Annotated in this window: 19 protein-coding genes; 15 read left to right on the top strand and 4 right to left on the bottom strand. The window is 43.0% G+C overall.

Annotation, left to right across the window (positions count from 1 at the left end):
- The first annotated feature begins 61 nt into the window (after window positions 1-61).
- From WAA20_RS13385 to WAA20_RS13350, 8 genes are all read left to right on the top strand, one after another.
- Window positions 62-565, top strand: a complete 504-nt coding sequence (locus WAA20_RS13385) for a metallophosphoesterase (protein WP_073389982.1) — start codon at window positions 62-64, stop codon at window positions 563-565.
- An 82-nt stretch (window positions 566-647) separates the two neighbouring features.
- Window positions 648-1,175, top strand: coding sequence for a shikimate kinase (locus tag WAA20_RS13380; protein ID WP_073389984.1), 528 nt, complete (start codon window positions 648-650; stop codon window positions 1,173-1,175).
- A gap of 103 nt (window positions 1,176-1,278) precedes the next feature.
- Window positions 1,279-1,827 carry a TetR/AcrR family transcriptional regulator gene (locus WAA20_RS13375; protein ID WP_073389985.1) on the top strand — a complete coding sequence of 183 codons (549 nt, stop codon included), beginning with the start codon at window positions 1,279-1,281 and terminating at the stop codon, window positions 1,825-1,827.
- A 30-nt stretch (window positions 1,828-1,857) separates the two neighbouring features.
- Window positions 1,858-3,201: an NAD(P)/FAD-dependent oxidoreductase gene (locus WAA20_RS13370; protein ID WP_073389987.1), complete on the top strand. Its 1,344-nt coding sequence runs from the start codon at window positions 1,858-1,860 to the stop codon at window positions 3,199-3,201.
- A 20-nt stretch (window positions 3,202-3,221) separates the two neighbouring features.
- Window positions 3,222-3,884: a (d)CMP kinase gene (gene cmk, locus WAA20_RS13365; RefSeq protein ID WP_073389988.1), complete on the top strand. Its 663-nt coding sequence runs from the start codon at window positions 3,222-3,224 to the stop codon at window positions 3,882-3,884.
- Window positions 3,885-4,001: 117 nt separating this feature from the next.
- Window positions 4,002-4,862 (top strand): 4-hydroxy-3-methylbut-2-enyl diphosphate reductase, encoded by an 861-nt coding sequence (gene ispH, locus WAA20_RS13360; RefSeq protein WP_073389990.1) that lies wholly within the window; start codon window positions 4,002-4,004, stop codon window positions 4,860-4,862.
- Window positions 4,837-5,973 carry a 30S ribosomal protein S1 gene (rpsA, locus tag WAA20_RS13355; protein WP_073389991.1) on the top strand — a complete coding sequence of 379 codons (1,137 nt, stop codon included), beginning with the start codon at window positions 4,837-4,839 and terminating at the stop codon, window positions 5,971-5,973. Before ispH ends, rpsA begins: the two co-directional genes overlap by 26 nt.
- Window positions 5,974-6,150: 177 nt before the next feature.
- The gene (locus WAA20_RS13350) at window positions 6,151-6,936 is read left to right on the top strand and encodes a protein-glutamate O-methyltransferase CheR (protein WP_073389993.1); all 786 of its coding nucleotides are present in this window, start codon (window positions 6,151-6,153) and stop codon (window positions 6,934-6,936) included.
- Window positions 6,937-7,018: 82 nt separating this feature from the next.
- On the opposite strand, the gene WAA20_RS13345 is transcribed toward WAA20_RS13350, so the two are convergent.
- On the bottom strand, window positions 7,019-8,197 hold the full coding sequence (locus tag WAA20_RS13345) for a ribonuclease H-like domain-containing protein (RefSeq protein WP_073389994.1): 1,179 nt from the start codon (window positions 8,195-8,197) through the stop codon (window positions 7,019-7,021).
- Window positions 8,198-8,608: 411 nt separating this feature from the next.
- Between WAA20_RS13345 and rsxC the strand changes: the two genes are divergently transcribed.
- The 6 genes from rsxC to WAA20_RS13315 are packed head-to-tail and all read left to right on the top strand — an operon-like array spanning window position 8,609 to window position 13,787.
- On the top strand, window positions 8,609-9,928 hold the full coding sequence (gene rsxC / locus WAA20_RS13340) for an electron transport complex subunit RsxC (RefSeq protein WP_073389996.1): 1,320 nt from the start codon (window positions 8,609-8,611) through the stop codon (window positions 9,926-9,928).
- A gap of 12 nt (window positions 9,929-9,940) precedes the next feature.
- A complete protein-coding gene (locus WAA20_RS13335) occupies window positions 9,941-10,888 on the top strand; it encodes an RnfABCDGE type electron transport complex subunit D (protein WP_073389998.1) in 948 nt (315 codons plus the stop codon).
- A complete protein-coding gene (locus tag WAA20_RS13330; protein WP_073389999.1) occupies window positions 10,885-11,553 on the top strand; it encodes an FMN-binding protein in 669 nt (222 codons plus the stop codon). The genes WAA20_RS13335 and WAA20_RS13330 overlap by 4 nt, the downstream gene beginning before the upstream one ends.
- Before the next feature lies 1 nt (window position 11,554).
- Window positions 11,555-12,388, top strand: coding sequence for an electron transport complex subunit RsxE (locus tag WAA20_RS13325; protein ID WP_073390001.1), 834 nt, complete (start codon window positions 11,555-11,557; stop codon window positions 12,386-12,388).
- Complete coding sequence (locus WAA20_RS13320; RefSeq protein WP_338801222.1) at window positions 12,385-12,969, top strand: RnfABCDGE type electron transport complex subunit A; 585 nt, start codon at window positions 12,385-12,387, stop codon at window positions 12,967-12,969. The genes WAA20_RS13325 and WAA20_RS13320 overlap by 4 nt, the downstream gene beginning before the upstream one ends.
- Before the next feature lie 20 nt (window positions 12,970-12,989).
- Window positions 12,990-13,787 (top strand): RnfABCDGE type electron transport complex subunit B, encoded by a 798-nt coding sequence (locus WAA20_RS13315; RefSeq protein ID WP_073390004.1) that lies wholly within the window; start codon window positions 12,990-12,992, stop codon window positions 13,785-13,787.
- A 487-nt stretch (window positions 13,788-14,274) separates the two neighbouring features.
- Here the strand turns inward: WAA20_RS13315 and WAA20_RS13310 are convergent, their stop codons facing one another.
- The 3 genes from WAA20_RS13310 to WAA20_RS13300 all read right to left on the bottom strand — a co-directional run bounded on the left by WAA20_RS13310 (window position 14,275) and on the right by WAA20_RS13300 (window position 17,738).
- The gene (locus tag WAA20_RS13310) at window positions 14,275-15,375 is read right to left on the bottom strand and encodes an HD domain-containing protein (protein ID WP_073390006.1); all 1,101 of its coding nucleotides are present in this window, start codon (window positions 15,373-15,375) and stop codon (window positions 14,275-14,277) included.
- 411 nt (window positions 15,376-15,786) lie between these two features.
- A complete protein-coding gene (locus WAA20_RS13305; RefSeq protein ID WP_242951230.1) occupies window positions 15,787-16,848 on the bottom strand; it encodes an FAD:protein FMN transferase in 1,062 nt (353 codons plus the stop codon).
- A gap of 86 nt (window positions 16,849-16,934) precedes the next feature.
- Window positions 16,935-17,738 carry a hypothetical protein gene (locus tag WAA20_RS13300; protein ID WP_073390007.1) on the bottom strand — a complete coding sequence of 268 codons (804 nt, stop codon included), beginning with the start codon at window positions 17,736-17,738 and terminating at the stop codon, window positions 16,935-16,937.
- A gap of 339 nt (window positions 17,739-18,077) precedes the next feature.
- Here WAA20_RS13300 and thrC point away from each other — a divergent pair, with 339 nt between their 5' ends.
- Entirely contained in the window at window positions 18,078-19,565 is a 1,488-nt protein-coding gene (gene thrC, locus WAA20_RS13295) for a threonine synthase (protein ID WP_073390009.1), read from the top strand.
- The last annotated feature ends 29 nt before the right edge of the window (window positions 19,566-19,594 follow it).

Genomic DNA, 19,594 nt, shown 5'->3' with positions numbered 1-19,594 from the left:
TCTGGACATGTCCTGTATTACATCCATGTAAAACGTACATAGAAATGCATAGGAGTTAATAATGATTAAGGCAATAGTGTTCAGTGATTCACATGGGCAGCAGGCTTATATGAAACAGAAGATCAAGGATGAGTCACCGTTTGATGTGCTGATCCATGCGGGGGATCTGGAAGATACTCTTGAGGGCGTACTGGGACCGGTTGATTACCATACGCATATCGTTAAGGGCAACTGCGACTATGGCAGAGACGTCCCGCTTGAAAAGATATTTAAACTCGGCGGAAGGACAGTCCTTTTACTTCACGGTCATTCCTGCAACAATACACACTGCCATCCGGGCATGGACATGAACAGGATGGTCTATTATGCACAGAGTAAGGGCTGTGATATGCTCATCTATGGCCATACTCACATCCCTCATTACGAAGTGCTTGATGATGGATTCATAATCCTTAACCCAGGCAGCATCTCACTTCCAAGACAGTCTGACATGAAAAAGATGTACGCAGTTCTTGAAGTTGAAGATAAGGAAGTGACAGTGACTCATAAGAGTTATGAAAACTGATAATAGATAAATTGATCTTTAAAAAAGATTTTTTCTTGGTTAAAAGATAATCTAAAATATAGATCACAGATAAGGTTTTAAAATGACAGACAGAAATACAGAACATTCAAAAGATAACATTATACTTATTGGAATGCCCGCTTCCGGCAAGAGTACACTGGGCGTTATCCTTGCCAAGGTTTTAGGATACAAGTTCATTGATTCTGATATCCTTATCCAGGAGAAGCAGGAAAGAAAGCTTAGCCAGATCATCGAAGATGAAGGCATTGATGGTTTTATAGAGATCGAGAATGAAGTTAATGCATCTATAGACTGTGAGAAAACAGTTATTTCCACAGGAGGAAGTGCTGTATATGGCGAAAAAGCCATGGAGCATTTTAAGAGCATCGGAAAAGTTGTATATCTCCATGTGGACTATGACCGCCTTGTAAAGCGACTTTCCGATATCAAGCAGCGCGGCGTTGTGATTCGCGAGGGACAGACTTTTGAACAGCTCTATGATGAACGCATGAAGCTATACAAAAAGTATGCAGACATAACTGTTAATGAAGAGTGCGAAAATGTTGAGATCGTCCTTGCAGATCTTATAAAACAGATAGAAGAAGGCTGATACGAAGGCCTTCTTTTTGCTGTAATCTTGTTTTGACAATGTACCGTGACACAATGTAAAATAGATAACGGACGTTATAAAAAATTGCATAAGGGGGAGCACAATGTCACGTAAAGCAACAATTACACAAAAAGAAATTGTTAATGCAGCATTCAAGATCACTAAAAAAGAGGGGTATGAAGCAATAACGTCAAGAAAACTTGCTGCAGCTGCGGGATGTTCAACACAGCCTATTTTCCGTATTTATGACAATATGGAGGGGCTCAAGGATGATGTATTTAAGAAGGCGTCTGTATTTTATGAAGACTACTATGCATCCTATCCTAAGAATAACGAAACACCTTTTGTAGACCTCGGTATGGCATATATCGAGTTTGCTCAGAAGTATCCTAACCTCTTCAGACTTCTTTTTCTGACAGGAGGTAATGACGAAGATAAGAGCATGTATGCCCTTGTCAACGGAGGTCAGGAATACGTTGTTAAAGAAGTTGATCGTGCAAGAACCCAGGGCGTAAGAGAGCCGGAGCAGCTCTTCATGAAGATGTGGATCTTCATCCACGGAAGCGGCTGTATGGCTGTTACAGGTGACTATGATCTTAGTCATGATGATTCGATAGGACTTTTGGAAGCTGCCTATCAGTCATTCAAGTAAGCAACTAAAATAACTGAAGTTGAGAGTTATATGAAAAATATTGCAGTGATCGGTGCAGGCGCCGCCGGAATGATGGCGGCCGTAGCTGCAGCCGAAAGTGGCGCGAAAGTCACTATATACGAAAAAAATGAAAAAGCCGGTAAAAAAATATATATCACCGGTAAAGGTAGATGCAATGTTACCAACAATGCAGATACCGACATGTTCTTTGGCAATGTATGCCGTAATCCCAAATTTTTGTACAGCGCAGTTTATGCTTTTGATCATGACAGCGTATGCGACTTTTTTGAGAAGAACGGCTGCCATCTCAAGGTAGAACGTGGAGACAGAGTTTTCCCCGTTTCAGATCATTCCTCAGATATCATAGGCACTCTTGTCAGATATCTTCAGCGTTTACACGTTAAGATCGAATACAAGAGCGAAGTGACTGCAATTGAATACAAGGACGATACAGTAGTATCAATAACTGTAAACAAGAAGGAGAAGATTCCTGTTGATGCAGTTATCGTATGTACAGGCGGTATTTCTTATGAAAGCACCGGCTCTACAGGTGATGGCTACAGATTCGCCCGTAAGGCAGGACACAGCTTGTCGCAGCCATATCCGAGCCTTGTGCCTCTTGAAGTTAAAGAGCCTTGGGTCAAAGAGCTTCAGGGACTGTCACTTAAGAATGTCAGCGTCAAAATGGTTGTCTGCGAAGATGACAAGGATGATGAAAAGGGCCCGGCTAACAAAGCTGAGATCAAGACTCTTGGCGTAGTTAAGAAAGACGATGGTGCTGCAGCCAAAAAGAAAAAGAAGAGCAAAGCCGGAAAGAGCGTATACGAAGGCTTTGGCGAAATGCTCTTTACACACTTTGGTATAAGCGGTCCTCTTATTCTTACAGCAAGTACCTGCTATGAAGAGGGAATAAAGTACCAGATACATCTTAATCTTAAACCGGCACTGACCAGGGATCAGCTTGATAAGCGACTTATCCGTGATTTTGAAGAGGGTAATAAAAAAGTTTTCAAGAATATACTTGGAGGTCTTTTCCCGGCAAAGCTTATTCCGGTCATGATAAATCTTTCAGGTATCGCGCCTGATAAGAAAGTCAGCGAGATAAGCAAGGAAGAGCGAATGAAGCTTATAAACCTCACTCAGGATCTTGTTATGACAGTAACAGGAACAAGAGGATTCAACGAAGCCATTGTTACTAAAGGCGGAGTTAATGTAAAGGAGATAGATTCTTCGACCATGGAATCAAAGTTCAGAAAAGGACTTTATTTTGCGGGAGAAGTTTTAGATCTTGATGCTGTGACAGGAGGCTTCAACCTTCAGATTGCATGGTCTACAGGACATCTGGCAGGACTTTGCGCAGCAGCAGAAGAATAAATTTTAAGGAGATTTTTTAAATGAGTCATCAGATTGCAATCGACGGACCTGCAGGAGCAGGAAAGAGTACAATTGCCAAAATAGTGGCAGGAAAGCTTGGATTTATCTACGTTGATACAGGAGCTATGTACAGAACAATGGCACTGTACCTGTCCCGTCAGAATGTGGATCCGGATAACATGGAAGAGATCGGAGAGAAGGCTCAGTCTGCTGAGATCACTATTAAATATATTGACGGCGAGCAGGTTGTAATGCTTGGAGAAGAGAACGTTAACGGACTTATCAGAAATCCTGAAGTAAGCGCTATGGCAAGCAAGACATCTCAGGTAGCAAGACTTAGAGAAAAGCTTGTTGAGCTTCAGCAAAAACTTGCTCAGACAGAGAACGTAGTAATGGACGGCCGCGACATTGGAACAGTAGTTCTTCCAAACGCTGACCTTAAAATCTACCTTACAGCAAGTGTTGAAGTAAGAGCACAGCGCAGATATAAAGAGATGATCGCAAAAGGCCAGGAAGCAGTTCTTTCCGAGATCGAGAAGGATATTGCAGAAAGAGATTACCGCGACATGCACAGAGAAGCATCACCTCTCAAGCAGGCTGATGACGCAATTCTTGTAGATACTTCAGAGATGTCTATAGAAGAGGTTGCTGATAAGATAATTGAATTGTATAATACAAAATGATTTGCAATTGTTTGAGGTATGAGCTGGCTGAAAATGGCCAAGATCTCATAAGGTATCAGATTGATATTTGAACCTGACCTCAGGTAATGACAGTTCGCTGAGAAAGGAATAGGAATCATGGAAGTTATCTTAGCTGAACATGCAGGCTTCTGCTTTGGTGTAAAGAAAGCTGTTGATACAGTTTACGAGCAGGTAGAGCATAATGACAATAAAATATACACATACGGTCCTATCATCCACAATGAAGAAGTTGTAAAGGATCTTGAGAGCAAGGGAGTTGAAGTTGTTAATTCTCCGGAAGAGCTTTCCAATGTATCTGATGATGGAACTATAGTCATCAGAGCCCATGGTATTCCAAGGGAAACTGAGGAGAAGATCAAAAACAGGGGTATATCATATGTAGATGCCACCTGTCCTTTTGTAAAAAGAATCCATAAGATTGTTGATGAAGAGTCTCGTAAAGGTCGTACGATAATCATAACTGGTAACGCGAAACACCCTGAAGTAGAGGGCATCGTGTCCTGGGCTGATGGACCGGTTTACGTAATAGAGAGCCTTGAAGACGCAGAGAAATTCACACTCCCAGTGGAAACTGAGCTTACACTCGTCTCTCAGACCACATTTAATTACAAAAAATTTAAAGATGTGGTTGAAATTTTTAATAGCAAAGGCTACAATATTAATATTGTGAATACTATCTGTAATGCTACACAGGAGCGACAGACAGAAGCAGAAAAAATTGCTGCTGAAGCTGATGCCATGATAGTGATCGGAGGAACAACAAGTTCCAACACACGGAAACTGTATGAGATTTGCGCAGCAAAATGCAAACATACATATTTCGTACAAACAGTAGATGACTTACCCAAGGATTTTCCTGAGGGTATATATAAAGTGGGAATTACCGCTGGGGCGTCAACCCCGAAGAATATTATTGAGGAGGTTCAGACATATGTCAGAACAGGAACAGACATTTGAGCAGATGCTCAACGAGTCATTCAAGACAATTCATACAGGGGAGGTCGTTGAAGGTACTATAATCGATGTTAAACCTGATGAAGCCATCCTCAACATTGGTTACAAGTCCGACGGTATTCTTTCCAGAAATGAGTACAGTAACGATAACAGTCTTGATCTTACAACAAAGCTTAACGTTGGAGACAAGATGGATGTCAAGGTTCTTAAAGCCAATGATGCTGATGGACAGGTAGTACTGTCATACAAGAGACTTGCTCTTGATCGTGGCAATAAGAAGATTGAAGAAGCTTTCAATAACAAAGAAACACTTTCTGCAAAAGTTGTACAGGTTCTGGAAGGTGGTCTTGTAGTAGTAGTTGATGAAGTTAGAATCTTCATCCCTGCAAGCCTTGTATCAGATACTTATGAAAAGGATCTTACAAAATATCAGGATCAGGAAATCGAGTTCGTAGTAACAGAGTACAATCCTCGCAGAAGAAGATATATCGGAAACAGACGCATGCTTATCGCAGCTGAGAAGGCTGAGAAGGCTAAGGAGCTTTTCGATAAGATCCAGGCTGGAGACATTGTTGAAGGAACAGTTAAGAACGTTACAGATTTCGGTGCATTCATCGATCTTGGCGGTGCTGATGGTCTTCTTCATATCTCTGAAATGAGCTGGGGCCGTGTTGAGAGTCCTAAGAAAGTATTTAAAGTTGGCGATACAGTTAAGGTTCTTGTTAAGTCTATCGACGGCAAGAAGATCGCTCTTTCCAGAAAGTTCGAAGATGGAAATCCATGGAAGAACGCTTCTGAGAAGTATGCTGTAGGCAACGTTGTAACTGGTAAGGTTGCTCGTATGACAGATTTCGGTGCATTCGTTGAACTTGAGTCTGGTATCGACGCACTTCTTCACGTATCACAGATCTCTAAGGATCATGTTGATAAGCCAGCAGATGTACTTAAGGTTGGTGATGAAGTTACAGCTAAGATCGTTGACTTCAACGAAGATGAGCACAAGATCAGCCTTTCTGTAAAGGCTATGCTCGCTCCTGAGAAGAAGGAAGATGATGGCGAAGATGTTGCATCTGTTGACATCGAGCAGGCTATCGCAGAGCAGACAGAAGAATAATTACATCAATTATTCAATTCAATAAGTATACAAGGCTCCGGTAGAGTTTAACTCTATCGGAGCTTTTTTATATTCAGTCTAATTTTTATATAAATTCATCCGATATTCTTATTGGAGTATTTCTAAAAAATAGAATCAGTACATATACTTATAATTTATGTGGAGGTTACAAGTAGTATGGAATATGATTATGAGTGGTTTAAAAAGGCAGTTTACGACCTGACCAAGATAGATCTGAATGCTTATAAAGAGAAGCAGATGAAGCGTCGTATAGACACCCTTATCGGCAAGTATGAGGTTAAAGGCTATGATAAGTTCATGGAGATGATCAAGAAGGATAAGGAAGTTCTCCATGCATTTGTAACATACCTTACCATCAACGTATCAGAATTCTTCCGTAATCCTGATCAGTGGTCACTCATGGATAAGGAAATGGTACCGGAGCTTATGGGTAAGTTTGGTAAGAACCTTAAGATCTGGAGCGCAGCCTGCTCAACAGGTGATGAGCCTTATACAATTGTAATGCTCTTATCACGCCATGTTCCGCTTAATCAGATCAACATCCTGGCTACAGACCTTGATTCTGTTGCGATCGCCAAGGCAAAACTTGGAATCTATGCAGAAAAGGAAATTAACGGTGTACCTAAGGATCTTAAGGAGAAATATTTTACCAAGAATCCTGATGGAACAGTAACTATTTCCAACGAGATCAAGAGCAGAGTAACCTTCAAGCAGGCAGATCTTTTAAGAGATCCGTATCCGAAGGATTACCACCTTATCGTATGCCGTAACGTTCTTATCTACTTCACAGAAGAAGCTAAGGATGAGACATTCAGAAAGTATTATGATGCTCTTGCACCTGGAGGAATCCTCTTTATCGGCGCAACAGAGCAGATCATAAATTATAAAGACATTGGATTTGTTAGAAAGAATTCTTTCTACTACGAGAAACCACAAAAATAGATCCGAGCTGAACATCGGATCGTAACTGCATCAACTAATTTTCCTCTATCAAAAAGCTCCGGCGGTGCCGGAGCTTTTTGGTTTACTGATCAAACAGATATTCCAGTACGTGACAAGCGTAAAGACTCATTGCTGATCTGTTTGTTTTAATATAATCCGTAAGTTCAAAATACATCGCATGTTCCTTATATTCACGCTTGAAGAAAGGCGTAAATACAAGATCCCACTGTCTTAGATATTGTCCCGGCTTTCTTGTATAGCAGTTTTCTGCTTTGGCCTGGACTCTGTGAGATCTTTCTACGAAGGTGGCTACAGACTTATGAAGGGCCTGGTCTTCGTCAGGAAGGTAGTAATAATCCTTGTAGTTGGAATAGAAGTATTTAAGCTCTTCCTCGAAAAGCGGGATTCTGAGCAGAGCATGCTTTTCTTCAACCTGTAAAAATATACCGTTAAGATTGCACTTGAAAGGCACCGGAAGTTCAAATGGAAGAGTAAGTTTCATGAAGATTTCTTTCTTTTCCTTGCCATCCATATCGGTATAGTAGTTGGCCTGAACCTTGACTGCGCGAAGCGGCAGAGTCTCAGTCAGCTCATCCTGCGGAACATCTGTTCGCATATGAAGAGCAGGCGTGTTATGAATACTATCAAAGAAATCATAATAGTAAAGGATCGGAAGAATCTCAGCCATACCCTTAACATCATCTTCGTTGTGCAGTATCAGAAGACCGTAGAACTCATCATTCTTGGTATCAAGATACTTCTCATATATCTCGATAAGCTGGCCGCCGCTGTAGAGATCGTCACGGGTTATTCCAAGGAACTGCTCGATAGTCTTTTGCTTACAGTTTTCAAGACCAAGTACATCCTTGTAAGGAGATATAAGCTTATATATATCAATTGAAACCATATCATCCAATGGGTTTACAATACCATGCTGCTCACATTTGGCCTTGATGTAGGGAAGATCGAATCTGTTGCCATTGAAATGGATAAGAGTGTCATAGGTTGATGCGAACATAAGGAAGGCATTAAGAATCTCAGCTTCGCCATCCTTCTGGTCTGCAAACCACTGGGCCAGATGCCAGGATTCCTGCTCATAGTAGGCGCAGCCTATAAGATAGAGCTTTGAAGTCTTGGCAGAAAAACCTGTAGTCTCAATATCTATAAAAAGAGCCTTCTCAGGACAACTTACGATCTTATCGATCGGATAAGCCGGAAGAGAAGTAGGTTTAAATGGAATTTCCTTTTGTATTATTTTCATCTAAATTGAATCCTCGTTCTTTTAGCATAAATATAATGCAAAAATATTTTATCACAATGTCAGAACCAATGCATTAACAATGTATTAGCAAATGCTAACTTTATACAATAAATGTTTTTTTATAAACAATGGTAACTATAAAATTGACTATACGTTAATTTGATAAAAAATATCACATATTAAATATGCTGAATATTGGTTAAAATATCAAAATCAATATATGGAATTTTTATAATTATAGTCGTAAAATATTATTGTGATGCTATATGAAAAGTAAGCAGAACCTGGAGACATATTGACTGCAACTTTTATTGCATTTCGGGTCAGAACAGGATCATGGGAGGTTTGCTTTTTGTATTGTTTTGCATCAATAGGCAACTGATAAAATAATATCAGAAAGAAGGGTAGGAAATGGCGCGACTAACGTTCGTAGGGGGAGTCCATCCATATGAAGGCAAAGAGCTGACTATGGACAAACCCATCAAAAGTGTTCTGCCAAAGGGTGATCTAGTATATCCGTTATCACAGCATATCGGAGCACCTGCATCCCCGATAGTGGCAGTAGGTGACCATGTCCTTACCGGTCAGAAAATCGCAGAAGCTTCCGGCTTCGTATCAGCGCCGATCTACGCGACCGTATCTGGAACCGTAAAGGCGATCGAGCCAAGAAGACTTGCAACCGGTGGCATGTGTAACAGTATCATCGTTGAGAACGATGGACTCTATGAAGAAGTAGAATGGCCCGAAGTAAAGCCATGGGAGGAGATGACCAGCGAAGAAATAGTAGCTGCTGTCAGAGAGGCCGGGGTCGTCGGAATGGGTGGTGCGGGATTCCCCACTGCTGTCAAATTATCTCCTAAAGAACCCGATAAAATCGAATATGTTATAGCTAACTGCTCTGAGTGTGAGCCTTACCTTACCTCAGATTATCGTCGTATGATCGAAGAGCCTGAGCTTATTATCGGCGGACTTAAGATCGCAGTATCTCTTTTCCCTAATGCAAGGGGAATACTGGCGGTTGAAGACAATAAGCCCGAGGCGATAAAAAAGCTTCGTGAGCTTGTAAAGGATGAACCCAAGCTTGAAGTTAAGCAGCTTCAGACCAAGTATCCTCAGGGTGCTGAGCGTATGCTTATCTATGCATGCACGGGTAGAAGTATCAATTCTTCAATGCTTCCTGCAGATGCAGGTTGTATCGTTGATAATACTGATACGCTCTGTGCTATTTACCGCGCTGTAACAGAAGGAAGACCTCTGATGGAGAGAATCGTAACCATCACAGGTGATGCTATTAAGGAGCCTTGCAACTACAAGGTAAGAATCGGTACAAGCTATAACGAACTTCTTGAGGATGCAGGCGGATTCTACAAGACACCTCAGAAGATCATCTCCGGTGGTCCTATGATGGGATTTGCCGTATGGGATACAGAAGTTCCTACAACCAAGACTGCATCAGCTCTTACATGTCTTACAGAAGACGCTGTATCTGCTATGGAGCCTACAGCATGTATCAACTGTGCACGCTGCGTAGAAGCTTGTCCTGAACAGCTTATACCCAAGAATCTTGCTGATGCTGTCGAGCATGGACAGACAGAGAGATTCCTTAAAGAGTACGGCATGGAATGCTGCGAATGTGGATGCTGCTCATTTATTTGTCCGGCACATCGTCACTTGACACAGCTTATTAAAGGCATGCGCAAAATACAGCTTGCTGAGCGCAAGAAGAAATAAGGGGAGGACAATATGAGCGAATTTAGAAATGTGTCGTCCAATCCGCATGTCAGGAGCGGCTCTACGACTACCAATATCATGCTGTGGGTAATCATAGGACTTTGTTTTCCGGCTGCGTTTGGCGTATTTAACTTTGGCCTTTATGCTCTGGTTCTTATATTGTTGTCCATTGCTACAACAGTAGCAACAGAGTTCATCTATGAGAAACTCATGCATAAGCCAAATACGATCGGAGATCTGTCAGCAGTAGTAACAGGACTCCTTCTTGGTATAAACCTTCCAAGTACAGCTCCATTTTGGCTTCCGATCATCGGAGGTATCTTCGGTATATTGGTTGTCAAAATGCTTTTCGGCGGACTTGGACAGAACTTCATGAACCCGGCTCTCGGAGCAAGATGCTTCCTCGTTATCTCTTTTCCGAGACTTATGACCGATTTCGTTACTGATACTTATACAGGTGCTACACCTCTTGCAGCTTTAAAGGCTGGCGAAGAAGTTGACGTAATGAAGATGATCGAAGGATTCACAGGCGGTGTTATTGGTGAGACATCAATGATCGCCATCGTTATAGGTGCCTGCGTACTTATCATGGCAGGTGTCATCGATCTTAGAATTCCTGGATCATACATCGTTTCCTTCGGACTTTTCGTAATCATCTTTGGCGGACGCGGATGGAATCCTGCATATCTTTCTGCACAGCTTGCCGGCGGCGGACTTATGCTTGGTGCCTTCTTCATGGCTACAGACTACGTAACAAGTCCTATCACTAATGTGGGAAAATATATTTATGGTATAGTCCTTGGACTTCTTACCGGAATATTCCGAATCTTCGGATCAGGCGCAGAAGGCGTATCCTATGCGATCATCATCGGTAACCTTCTCGTTCCGCTCATCGAAAGATGGACACTTCCAAGAGCATTCGGTATTCCAAAAAAATCACGTAAGGAGGTAAAAGCATGAGCAATGAACAGACAGCCGATCTTAAGAAGAATCAGACCGGCGATATGATCAAAAATGCACTTATCCTCTTCGTGATCACACTTATCGCGGGAGTTCTTCTTGGGCTTGTATATCAGATCACAAAGCAGCCTATCGCAGATCAGAATGCCCGTAAAGTAGAAGAGGCTAATAAAGCTGTATTTGCAACCGCAAGCTCTTTTGGCCAGGATAATATAGTTGACGCTGCAGCAGCTCAGTCTGTATCAAGCTCATCAGCAGATCTTGCAGGCGTAACTATTGATTCTGTTATCGAAGCTTACGATGCAAGCGGCAACGTTATCGGTTACATCGTTCAGATCACATCAAAGGGATACAACGATGAGATCAAGTTCTCAATGGGTATCACAGCAGACGGCGTACTCAACGGAATATCTCTTATCTCCATCAGCGAGACTCCTGGTCTTGGTATGAACGCTGAGAAGGTGCTCGTACCTCAGTACACGGTTGATGGCGGTCTTGATGCAACAGTAACTTATAAAGTAGTTAAGGACGGAACAGGTAAAACAAGTGCTACTGACACCTCAATAGAAGCTATTTCCGGTGCTACTATCACTTCAAAGGCAGTTACTAATGGCGTAGATGCCGGCCTCCTGTATTATACAAACGTTCTGAAAGGAGGTCAGTAAGATGAGTGAAAGAAAAAAAGGCGCTCTCGGGCTTCCTGCAGACACACCGCTTGAGAGATTTTTAAATGGTATAGTTGTAGAAAATCCTACCACAGTACTTGTACTTGGTATGTGTCCTACACTGGCTGTTACAACATGCGCTATCAACGGTCTTTCAATGGGACTTGCAACAACATTCGTTCTGGCTCTTTCTAACCTGGTAATATCCCTTCTTAGAAAAGTCATTCCGGATACAGTAAGAATCCCGTCATTCATAGTTGTTATCGCTTCATTCGTAACACTGGTAGATCTCCTTATGCAGGCATTTCTGCCTACACTTAATGCAGCACTTGGCGTTTACATTCCGCTTATCGTTGTTAACTGTATAATCTTCGGCCGTGCCGAGTCTTATGCAAGTAAACACGGTGCAGTTCCGGCTTTCTTCGACGGAATCGGAATGGGACTTGGATTTACATGTTCCATCACTATCATCGGTCTTGTACGTGAGCTCCTCGGTGCAGGAACAGCGTTTAACGTTCAGATCCTTGGCGAAGGAACTATCGTTCCAGGACCAGTTGGTAAGTTCTTTGGAATGTATACTCCTATCAGTATCTTCGTTCTTCAGGCTGGTGCTTTCCTTGTTCTTGGAACACTTATGGCTGCCATGAACAGAATTAACAGGAAAAGAGCTGAGAAGGGCAAAGACGTATCCAAGTATAAGAGCGGCGGATGCATGAACGTAGATATGGAGATCCCTTCTAACAAAGAAGATAAGAAGGAAGAGAAGAAAGAAGCTTCTGCAAAGGAAGATAAGGCAGAAGACAAGAAAGAAGAAAAGGAGGAAGATGACGAATGAACGTAGTAAGTCAGCTTATAGGCATACTGATCATGTCCTCCCTGATCAATAACGTTGTATTATCACAGTTCCTCGGACTGTGTCCCTTCCTTGGAGTATCCAAGAAAGTCAGCAGCGCTGCCGGAATGGGCGGAGCTATCATATTCGTAATAACACTTGCATCTGCAGTATGCGGACTTCTGTATAAGTTCATACTTGTTCCGTTGGATCTGGTATATCTTAATACAATAGTTTTCATACTTATAATAGCGATGCTGGTTCAGTTCGTTGAGATGTTCCTGAAGAAATTCGTTAAGCCTTTGTATGAAGCACTTGGCGTATATCTTCCACTCATCACAACTAACTGTGCAGTTCTTGGCGTTGCACTTCTTAACGTATCCAACGAGTACAATATTCTCGAAGGTATCGTTAACGGATTTGCAACAGCAGTCGGCTTTACTATTTCCATCACGATCCTGGCAGGTCTTCGTGAGAAGATGGAATACAACGATATTCCTGAATCATGGAAGGGTACACCGATCGTAGTTATTACGGCAGGACTTATGGCAATTGCATTCACAGGATTCTCAGTGCTTCGCTGAGCGACTTGGAAGGAGAAACTATGTTAAATGGAATATTGATCGCGGTGGCTGTTGTTGCTGGCTGCGGAATCCTGATAGGTCTGATTCTCGGATATGCCAACATCAAACTCCACGTAGATGTAGATGAAAAAGAAGCTGCTGTTCTTGGTGTTCTTCCCGGCAATAACTGTGGTGGCTGCGGATACCCCGGATGTTCAGGATGCGCTGCTGCTATAGCAAAAGGAGAAGCTCCGGTTACCCAGTGTCCAGTAGGTGGTGCACCTGTTGCAGCACTTATCTCTGAGATAATGGGCGTAGATGCAGGAGAAGCTGAGAGAGAAGTAGCATATGTTCACTGCGGTGGTGACTGCGAACTTGCTACAAGACAGTATGAGTACACAGGCGCTGAGGATTGCCGTGTTATCAACCAGCTTCCCGGAAATGGTCCTAAGACTTGTACATTCGGATGTCTCGGCGGAGGCACCTGCGTATCTGTATGTCAGTTCGATGCGATCCACATCGTAAATGGCGTAGCTGTTGTGGACAAGGAAAAATGTAAGGCGTGCGGCAAGTGTGTAAGCGTCTGCCCTCGTCACCTTATAGATCTGATACCGTACAGCGCTACAGAATCTGTGAGATGTAAATCTCAGGATCCGGGCCAGAAGGTCAACAAATATTGTAAGGTGGGATGTATCTCATGTCATATTTGTGAAAAGAACTGTCCGGCTGGCGCTATCACAGTAGAGAACAACGTAGCACATATCGATCAAGCTAAATGTACTCATTGCGGACTCTGCGCATCAAAGTGCCCAAAGAAAGCAATCGAGAAAATTGGCTAAAACCAAAGACCCTCGCTCGGCAGAGCGGGGGTCTTTTTTGGGGGGGAGGGGCTCATTTCCGGAATATTCCCGGGAGGGCGGCCGTTAATAAATGGTTTTGGAGGCGTGAAAATTATATAAAATTCACCGACATAGAAATACATCCATGTATTTCTAAACATGTCTAGCTACGTCCTGTAACTAGGCATGATATCTGGAATAATATATTCTGGGATTTATAAACTCGCTTCGCTCAAACAGATAAATCCCAAACAGAATATATTATTCCATCTATCAAGCTCTTGAATTTAATATAATTTTCAAAGCCTCCAAAATCATTTATTAACGGCCGCCCTCTCGGGAATATTCCGGAAATGAGCCCCTCCCTTTGCAAGGTTTTAGGGAGATTGAGTTATATACTAAATAAATGCCTCACTAATTGGTTTTATTAGTGAAGCATTTGAATTAGCATTTATTAAATGAATATTTTTCTAGTAGATTGTTATGTTTAATCGCTGGCGGGGGCTTCGACAAATTCAGGTATCTCGCTTTCGAAGCCGCATTGTGTGATGGTGGCGACATCAAATACATATCGGTTGTCCATGGTTTTTTGGACATCTGTAATTTCCATGTCTCGGTTGTGCCAGTCGGAGAGGTCTACGATGGAGTTATCTTTAAAGGTAAGGATCGTTGGTCTGAAGATATCGTCCTTGTTCTCTGCCAGTACTAGCGCTTTTTCGTGGTTATTAAGTTCTACAGTAATTCCGCAGGAGAGGATGTTAACGCTGTCTATGAGGGCATCGACAATTTTTTTGTCATAGATGTTTTCGTGTAAGAGGGTGCGGATAGCGGTTACTTCGGAGGCGGGTTCGCCGGCGGTCTGCATGGCGGTCATTCGGTCGTAGGCGTTGGCTACGAGTAAGATTTTGGCACCGAGGACGGCGTTGGGATTTGGTTTTTCTTTGCCGCCGTGAGCCTGGAGGCAGATGCGTTTGATGTCGGGGCTGTCGGCGTATAAAGTCTCTATAAGGTTGAATCCTTTGGTCATGTAGCTTTCGGGGGTGTCAGGGGCTTCGCCGCCGCTATCGGGATTTTCAGAAATATATAGGATCTTGCCAAGTTCATGAATTACTGCGGCTGTTACGACTTTCATCTGATCGATGGGAGCGGTGTTGAGTCTGTGGGAGATCATGGCACAGAGCATGGCTACACTTAGGGTGTGTCTGAATATGTGATCTTCCTTGGTTCGAAGGTCCTGACTGAAGTTGATCTTATCCTGGAGATGACCGTAGTTTTGTATTATATCAGCGACTATGAACTGGGTCTTGGACAGGGTTTCTTTGGCTACAATAAGCTCAAGTTCCTGTTTTATGGCATAAACGTTCATAGTCTGGAAGCGTTCGAAGTCTATATCTGCCTGTGTCATTGGGGGAACGGGTTCTGCGGGTTCAAGAATGAACATGCCCATTAGACCGAAATTTCTGATGCTGGCAATTCCGGACTCATTGATCTTAGAATTACGATCGTATAGGAGTATTCCGTTTCTGGAATATACAGGGCGCGCTAGGCGCATGCCTGGCTTTAAGCTATCGATTTTTACAAAGCGCATCGTAATCCTCCGATGGGGACTATCGCAATAACGCACAGAAATTATCGCCTACAGTAATATATTATCACTATATTGGGGGCTTCGCAATTGGGGGAGTGGGATGCGAGGTCGCCGTTCGTCGGTCAGGACTATGCCATATAAGATCATTGGCCTCATGTGAAAAGAATCCAGGGATTTCTAAGTGTCTTATCCGGCTACGTGGACACGCAGTACTTCGCCTTCTAAGACGCTAAGAAATCTCTGGATTCTTTTCAAAATCGGTCAATGATCTTATATGGCATAGTCCTGACCGACGAACGGCTAGGCTGTGCAAGGCCAAAGGGCGAAGCGCCCAATATAGTGAAAAGGAAGAGGATGGAGGCGATACTGCAAGATGAGAAAACGATTTTGCGAGAAGTGGGATGGGTAGTATTAGTTTATGGGGAAACCTGAACTATATACTACAGAGTAATTGTTATAGACGAAAGCAGCTTCGATGCCGTCAAGAGACTCAATGAGTTCCATACCGGCTTCTGGCCCTAATACGAAGCAGGCAGTGGAAAGAGCGTCGCCGTCGGCAGAGTTGTCTGATACGATGGTTACGCTGTAGAGATCGTTCTGAACGGGAAATCCTGTAGCTGGATCCAGAAGATGGTGGTAGATGGTGCCATCTAGTTCGAAGTAGCGTTCGTAGACTCCGGAGGTGACGATGGATTTATCTGTAGTGGATATGGTTGTGATGTAGTCGCCGGAGGAGAAGGGCTTTTCTATTCCAACGGTGAACGAACTATTATCGGGTTTTGAGCCGACTAAGAGGGCGTTGCCGCCGAGGTTGATGATGGCGGAACTAACGTTTTGGGATAGAAGGTATTCTTTTATCTTATCAGCGATGAAGCCTTTGGCGATGGCGCCGAGGTCGATTTGGACGTCGGGATCGGTGAGGGTGACTGTGTTTGTAGAATTGTCTATGGTGATGGCGTGGTAGTCGGTGTGAGGGAGGGCTTCTTCGATGGCACTGTTGTCTGGGACGGTGTGGTCTTTTTCATCATCGGAAGTAAAATCCCATAAGGATATAACGCTGCCGAGGGCGGGATTGAAGGCGCCGCCTGTTAGGTCGGCGTAATATAAGGATTGATCAAGAAGGGAGATTGTATCGGGATCTACTGTGACGGGAGTGCCGCCTGAGTGATTGATGTTCCATATATCAGACCCTTGAGTCTGCGCAGAAAGGAGAGAGTCGTACTTCTGTGCGAGTTCCATGCATCCGTCGAGGATGGATTCGTCTTTTTGATCGTAGATGCGGATATTGATAACGGTATCAAAATAAAAGGAGGTCCTGTCAATGTAGTCCGTATAGGACGCGGTCTGTAAACCGCATCCTGTAAGACCAGCTATCAGAGTAGAAGCGAGCATTGCGATTATGATTATCATAGCGATAACTGCAAAGAAACGCTGCTTACGCTCCTTCTTTGATGTGCTATTGTTCTTTGACATTTTACCTGACCTCTTTTTTGAACGTAAATCGAATTGCTGAACTGTCTCATGATCAAAGATGAACATAGCAGTTTTGGTTTTTTAATTCACGTTCCTTGATATTTTAATATACGCTCTGATATTTTAACACGCGTATAAATATCAGCATAGTCCTTGGGACTTAAATCTTCAATATAATTAAGTTCATAATTTTTATTAACGCCTTTTTTCATAAGGATATCAGCGGCTTTGTTGTAGGCGATGGCGGCTTCGTATTCTGAGTTGTAGTGGCCGATGACGTAGGTGCTTTTGACGTGGATGACGGATTTGTAGCGCTGGAAACCTTTTTTGTTATAGAGGCGGACGCCGCGGAAGCGGTTGATGATCTCGATGTTCTGGTAGCGAAGATCAGTGGGATCGCCGTTGATGAATCTGTAGTCTCTGCCTGCGACGCCGTAAGGGGGGATGTTATACCTTGATAAAATACTGAGCTGGCTTCCGTAGTCGGCAACGAATAAATGCTTTCCTCTTCGCATGATGGAGTGGGATGAATAGTAGAAGAGGTCATCTATATCAAAAGTAAGGATGTCGTTGTAGGAGAGATAATATAGGAAGTAGTCTTTTTTCAGAAGGATGGGGGTTCCGATGTAGACACCCTGGTCTCTGAAGTTGACTAGGATGACGCATTTTTGGAAAGTTAAAGCATAGTCTTTTTTCCAGTCGTCGAGTGACCAGGCTGGGTTGTCGAGGATGCCGCGGGCTTCGAGGTAGGCGGCATGTGCCATGAGGGGAGAGTCATAAGAACCAAGAGCAATGTGCTTGCCCTTGTGAGTGATGGATGATCTGTAATAGGTGGAACCATCTTTGTAGGTTGCGGTCTGTACGCCTGTCAGAGTTGAGAGATTCTCCATATGAAACCTCTTTGTTCATTAATGAAAATGGTTGCTCTGCTATTCTTATCAGACTTGCGAATTATCTACAATATATTCCGTAATTTTTAAACGAAATGGTTTCAGTGCTCTTATTATCAAACCTGCGAATGTTATGTAATTATCATTATGTCGCGGTTGCAAGGAATGACTACAGAACTAATATATGCACAATTAATGGCAAAATAATGCATAAATATACATTATTTGTTTGAATTGCTTGTTCCCATTGGTGAGTGTTGTATGGTACAATGTGCATTAAAGTTAAATCAAGTTTATCATACCACACTTATATTTTCCACGTACAGGGAGGCAATATCCATGGCAGATGTAATCTATTCAAGTACAAGAGGGGCAGATCTTAAGGTGAAGGCATCAGAAGCAGTGCTTCGCGGACTTGCACCGGACGGAGGACTTTTTGTACCTGATCATATTCCACATCTTGATAAGACACTCAAAGAGATCTCACAGATGAATTATCAGCAGACAGCATATGAAGTTATGAAGCTTCTGCTTACAGACTATACTGAAGAAGAGCTTAAGTACTGCATCGAGCATGCTTATGATTCCAAGTTCGACACAGACGAGATAGCTCCACTTACAGAGGCAGGCGGCGCATATTACCTCGAGCTTTACCATGGACGTACGATTGCCTTCAAGGATATGGCGCTTTCAATTCTTCCATATCTTATGACAACAGCTGCTAAGAAGAATAATGTTAAGAACGAGATCGTAATTCTTACAGCAACAAGTGGTGATACAGGAAAAGCGGCTCTTGCAGGCTTTGCAGATGTACCTGGCACAAGGATCATAGTTTTTTATCCTAAGCACGGTGTATCCCCTATTCAGGAAAAACAGATGGTAACTCAGCAGGGAGATAACACCTGCGTTATAGGTATCGAGGGCAACTTCGACGATGCTCAGACTGGTGTGAAAAAACTCTTCACAGACGATAACCTTGCTGCAGAAATGGACAAGGCCGGATTCCAGTTCTCATCAGCTAACTCAATCAATATAGGTCGTCTTGTTCCTCAGATCGTTTACTACGTATATGCTTATACAAGGCTTCTTGCTGGCGGCAGAATTGCTGATGGTGACGCTATCAACGTTGTAGTTCCTACAGGTAACTTTGGTAACATTCTTGCAGCTTACTATGCTAAGAAGATGGGTCTTCCGATCGGAAAGCTTATCTGCGCAAGTAACTCCAACAAGGTTCTGTACGATTTCTTCCAGACAGGAAGCTACGATAGAAATAGAGACTTCGTACTTACAAGCTCACCTTCAATGGATATACTTATTTCATCAAACCTTGAGAGACTTATCTATCACATCGCAGGCGACGATGCAGGCGCTGATGCTAAGTATATGCAGAACCTTGCTCAGACAGGTAAGTATGATATCACAGATGAGATGAAAGCGAAGCTTGTAGATTTCTACGGTGGATTTGCTTCTGAAGATGAGACAAAAGAGGCTATCAAGAGCCTTTACGATTCAACAGGATATGTAATTGATACACATACAGCTGTTGCTAGTCACGTATACAACCAGTATAAAAAAGATACAAATGATAACACAGTAACAGTTATCGCTTCAACAGCGAGCCCATTCAAGTTCACTAGAGCCGTTCTTGGAGCTATTGATAAGGCTGAGGCTGAGGACGATTTCGAACTTGCAGATCAGCTAGCAGCTAAGGCAGGACTTGAGATCCCTGAGGCAGTATCTTCAATCAGAAACGCACCTGTTCGTCATGACACAGTTGTAGAAGTAGCTGACATGGAGAAGGCTGTTAAGAACTTCCTTAATATGTAAGCACCAAAAAGGATGCCTCACGGCATCCT

This window comes from Butyrivibrio fibrisolvens, assembly GCF_037113525.1.
Taxonomy (GTDB): domain Bacteria; phylum Bacillota; class Clostridia; order Lachnospirales; family Lachnospiraceae; genus Butyrivibrio; species Butyrivibrio fibrisolvens.
The sequence above is the reverse complement of the archived record's forward strand: the minus strand, read 5'-3'. Positions and strand labels throughout refer to the sequence as shown.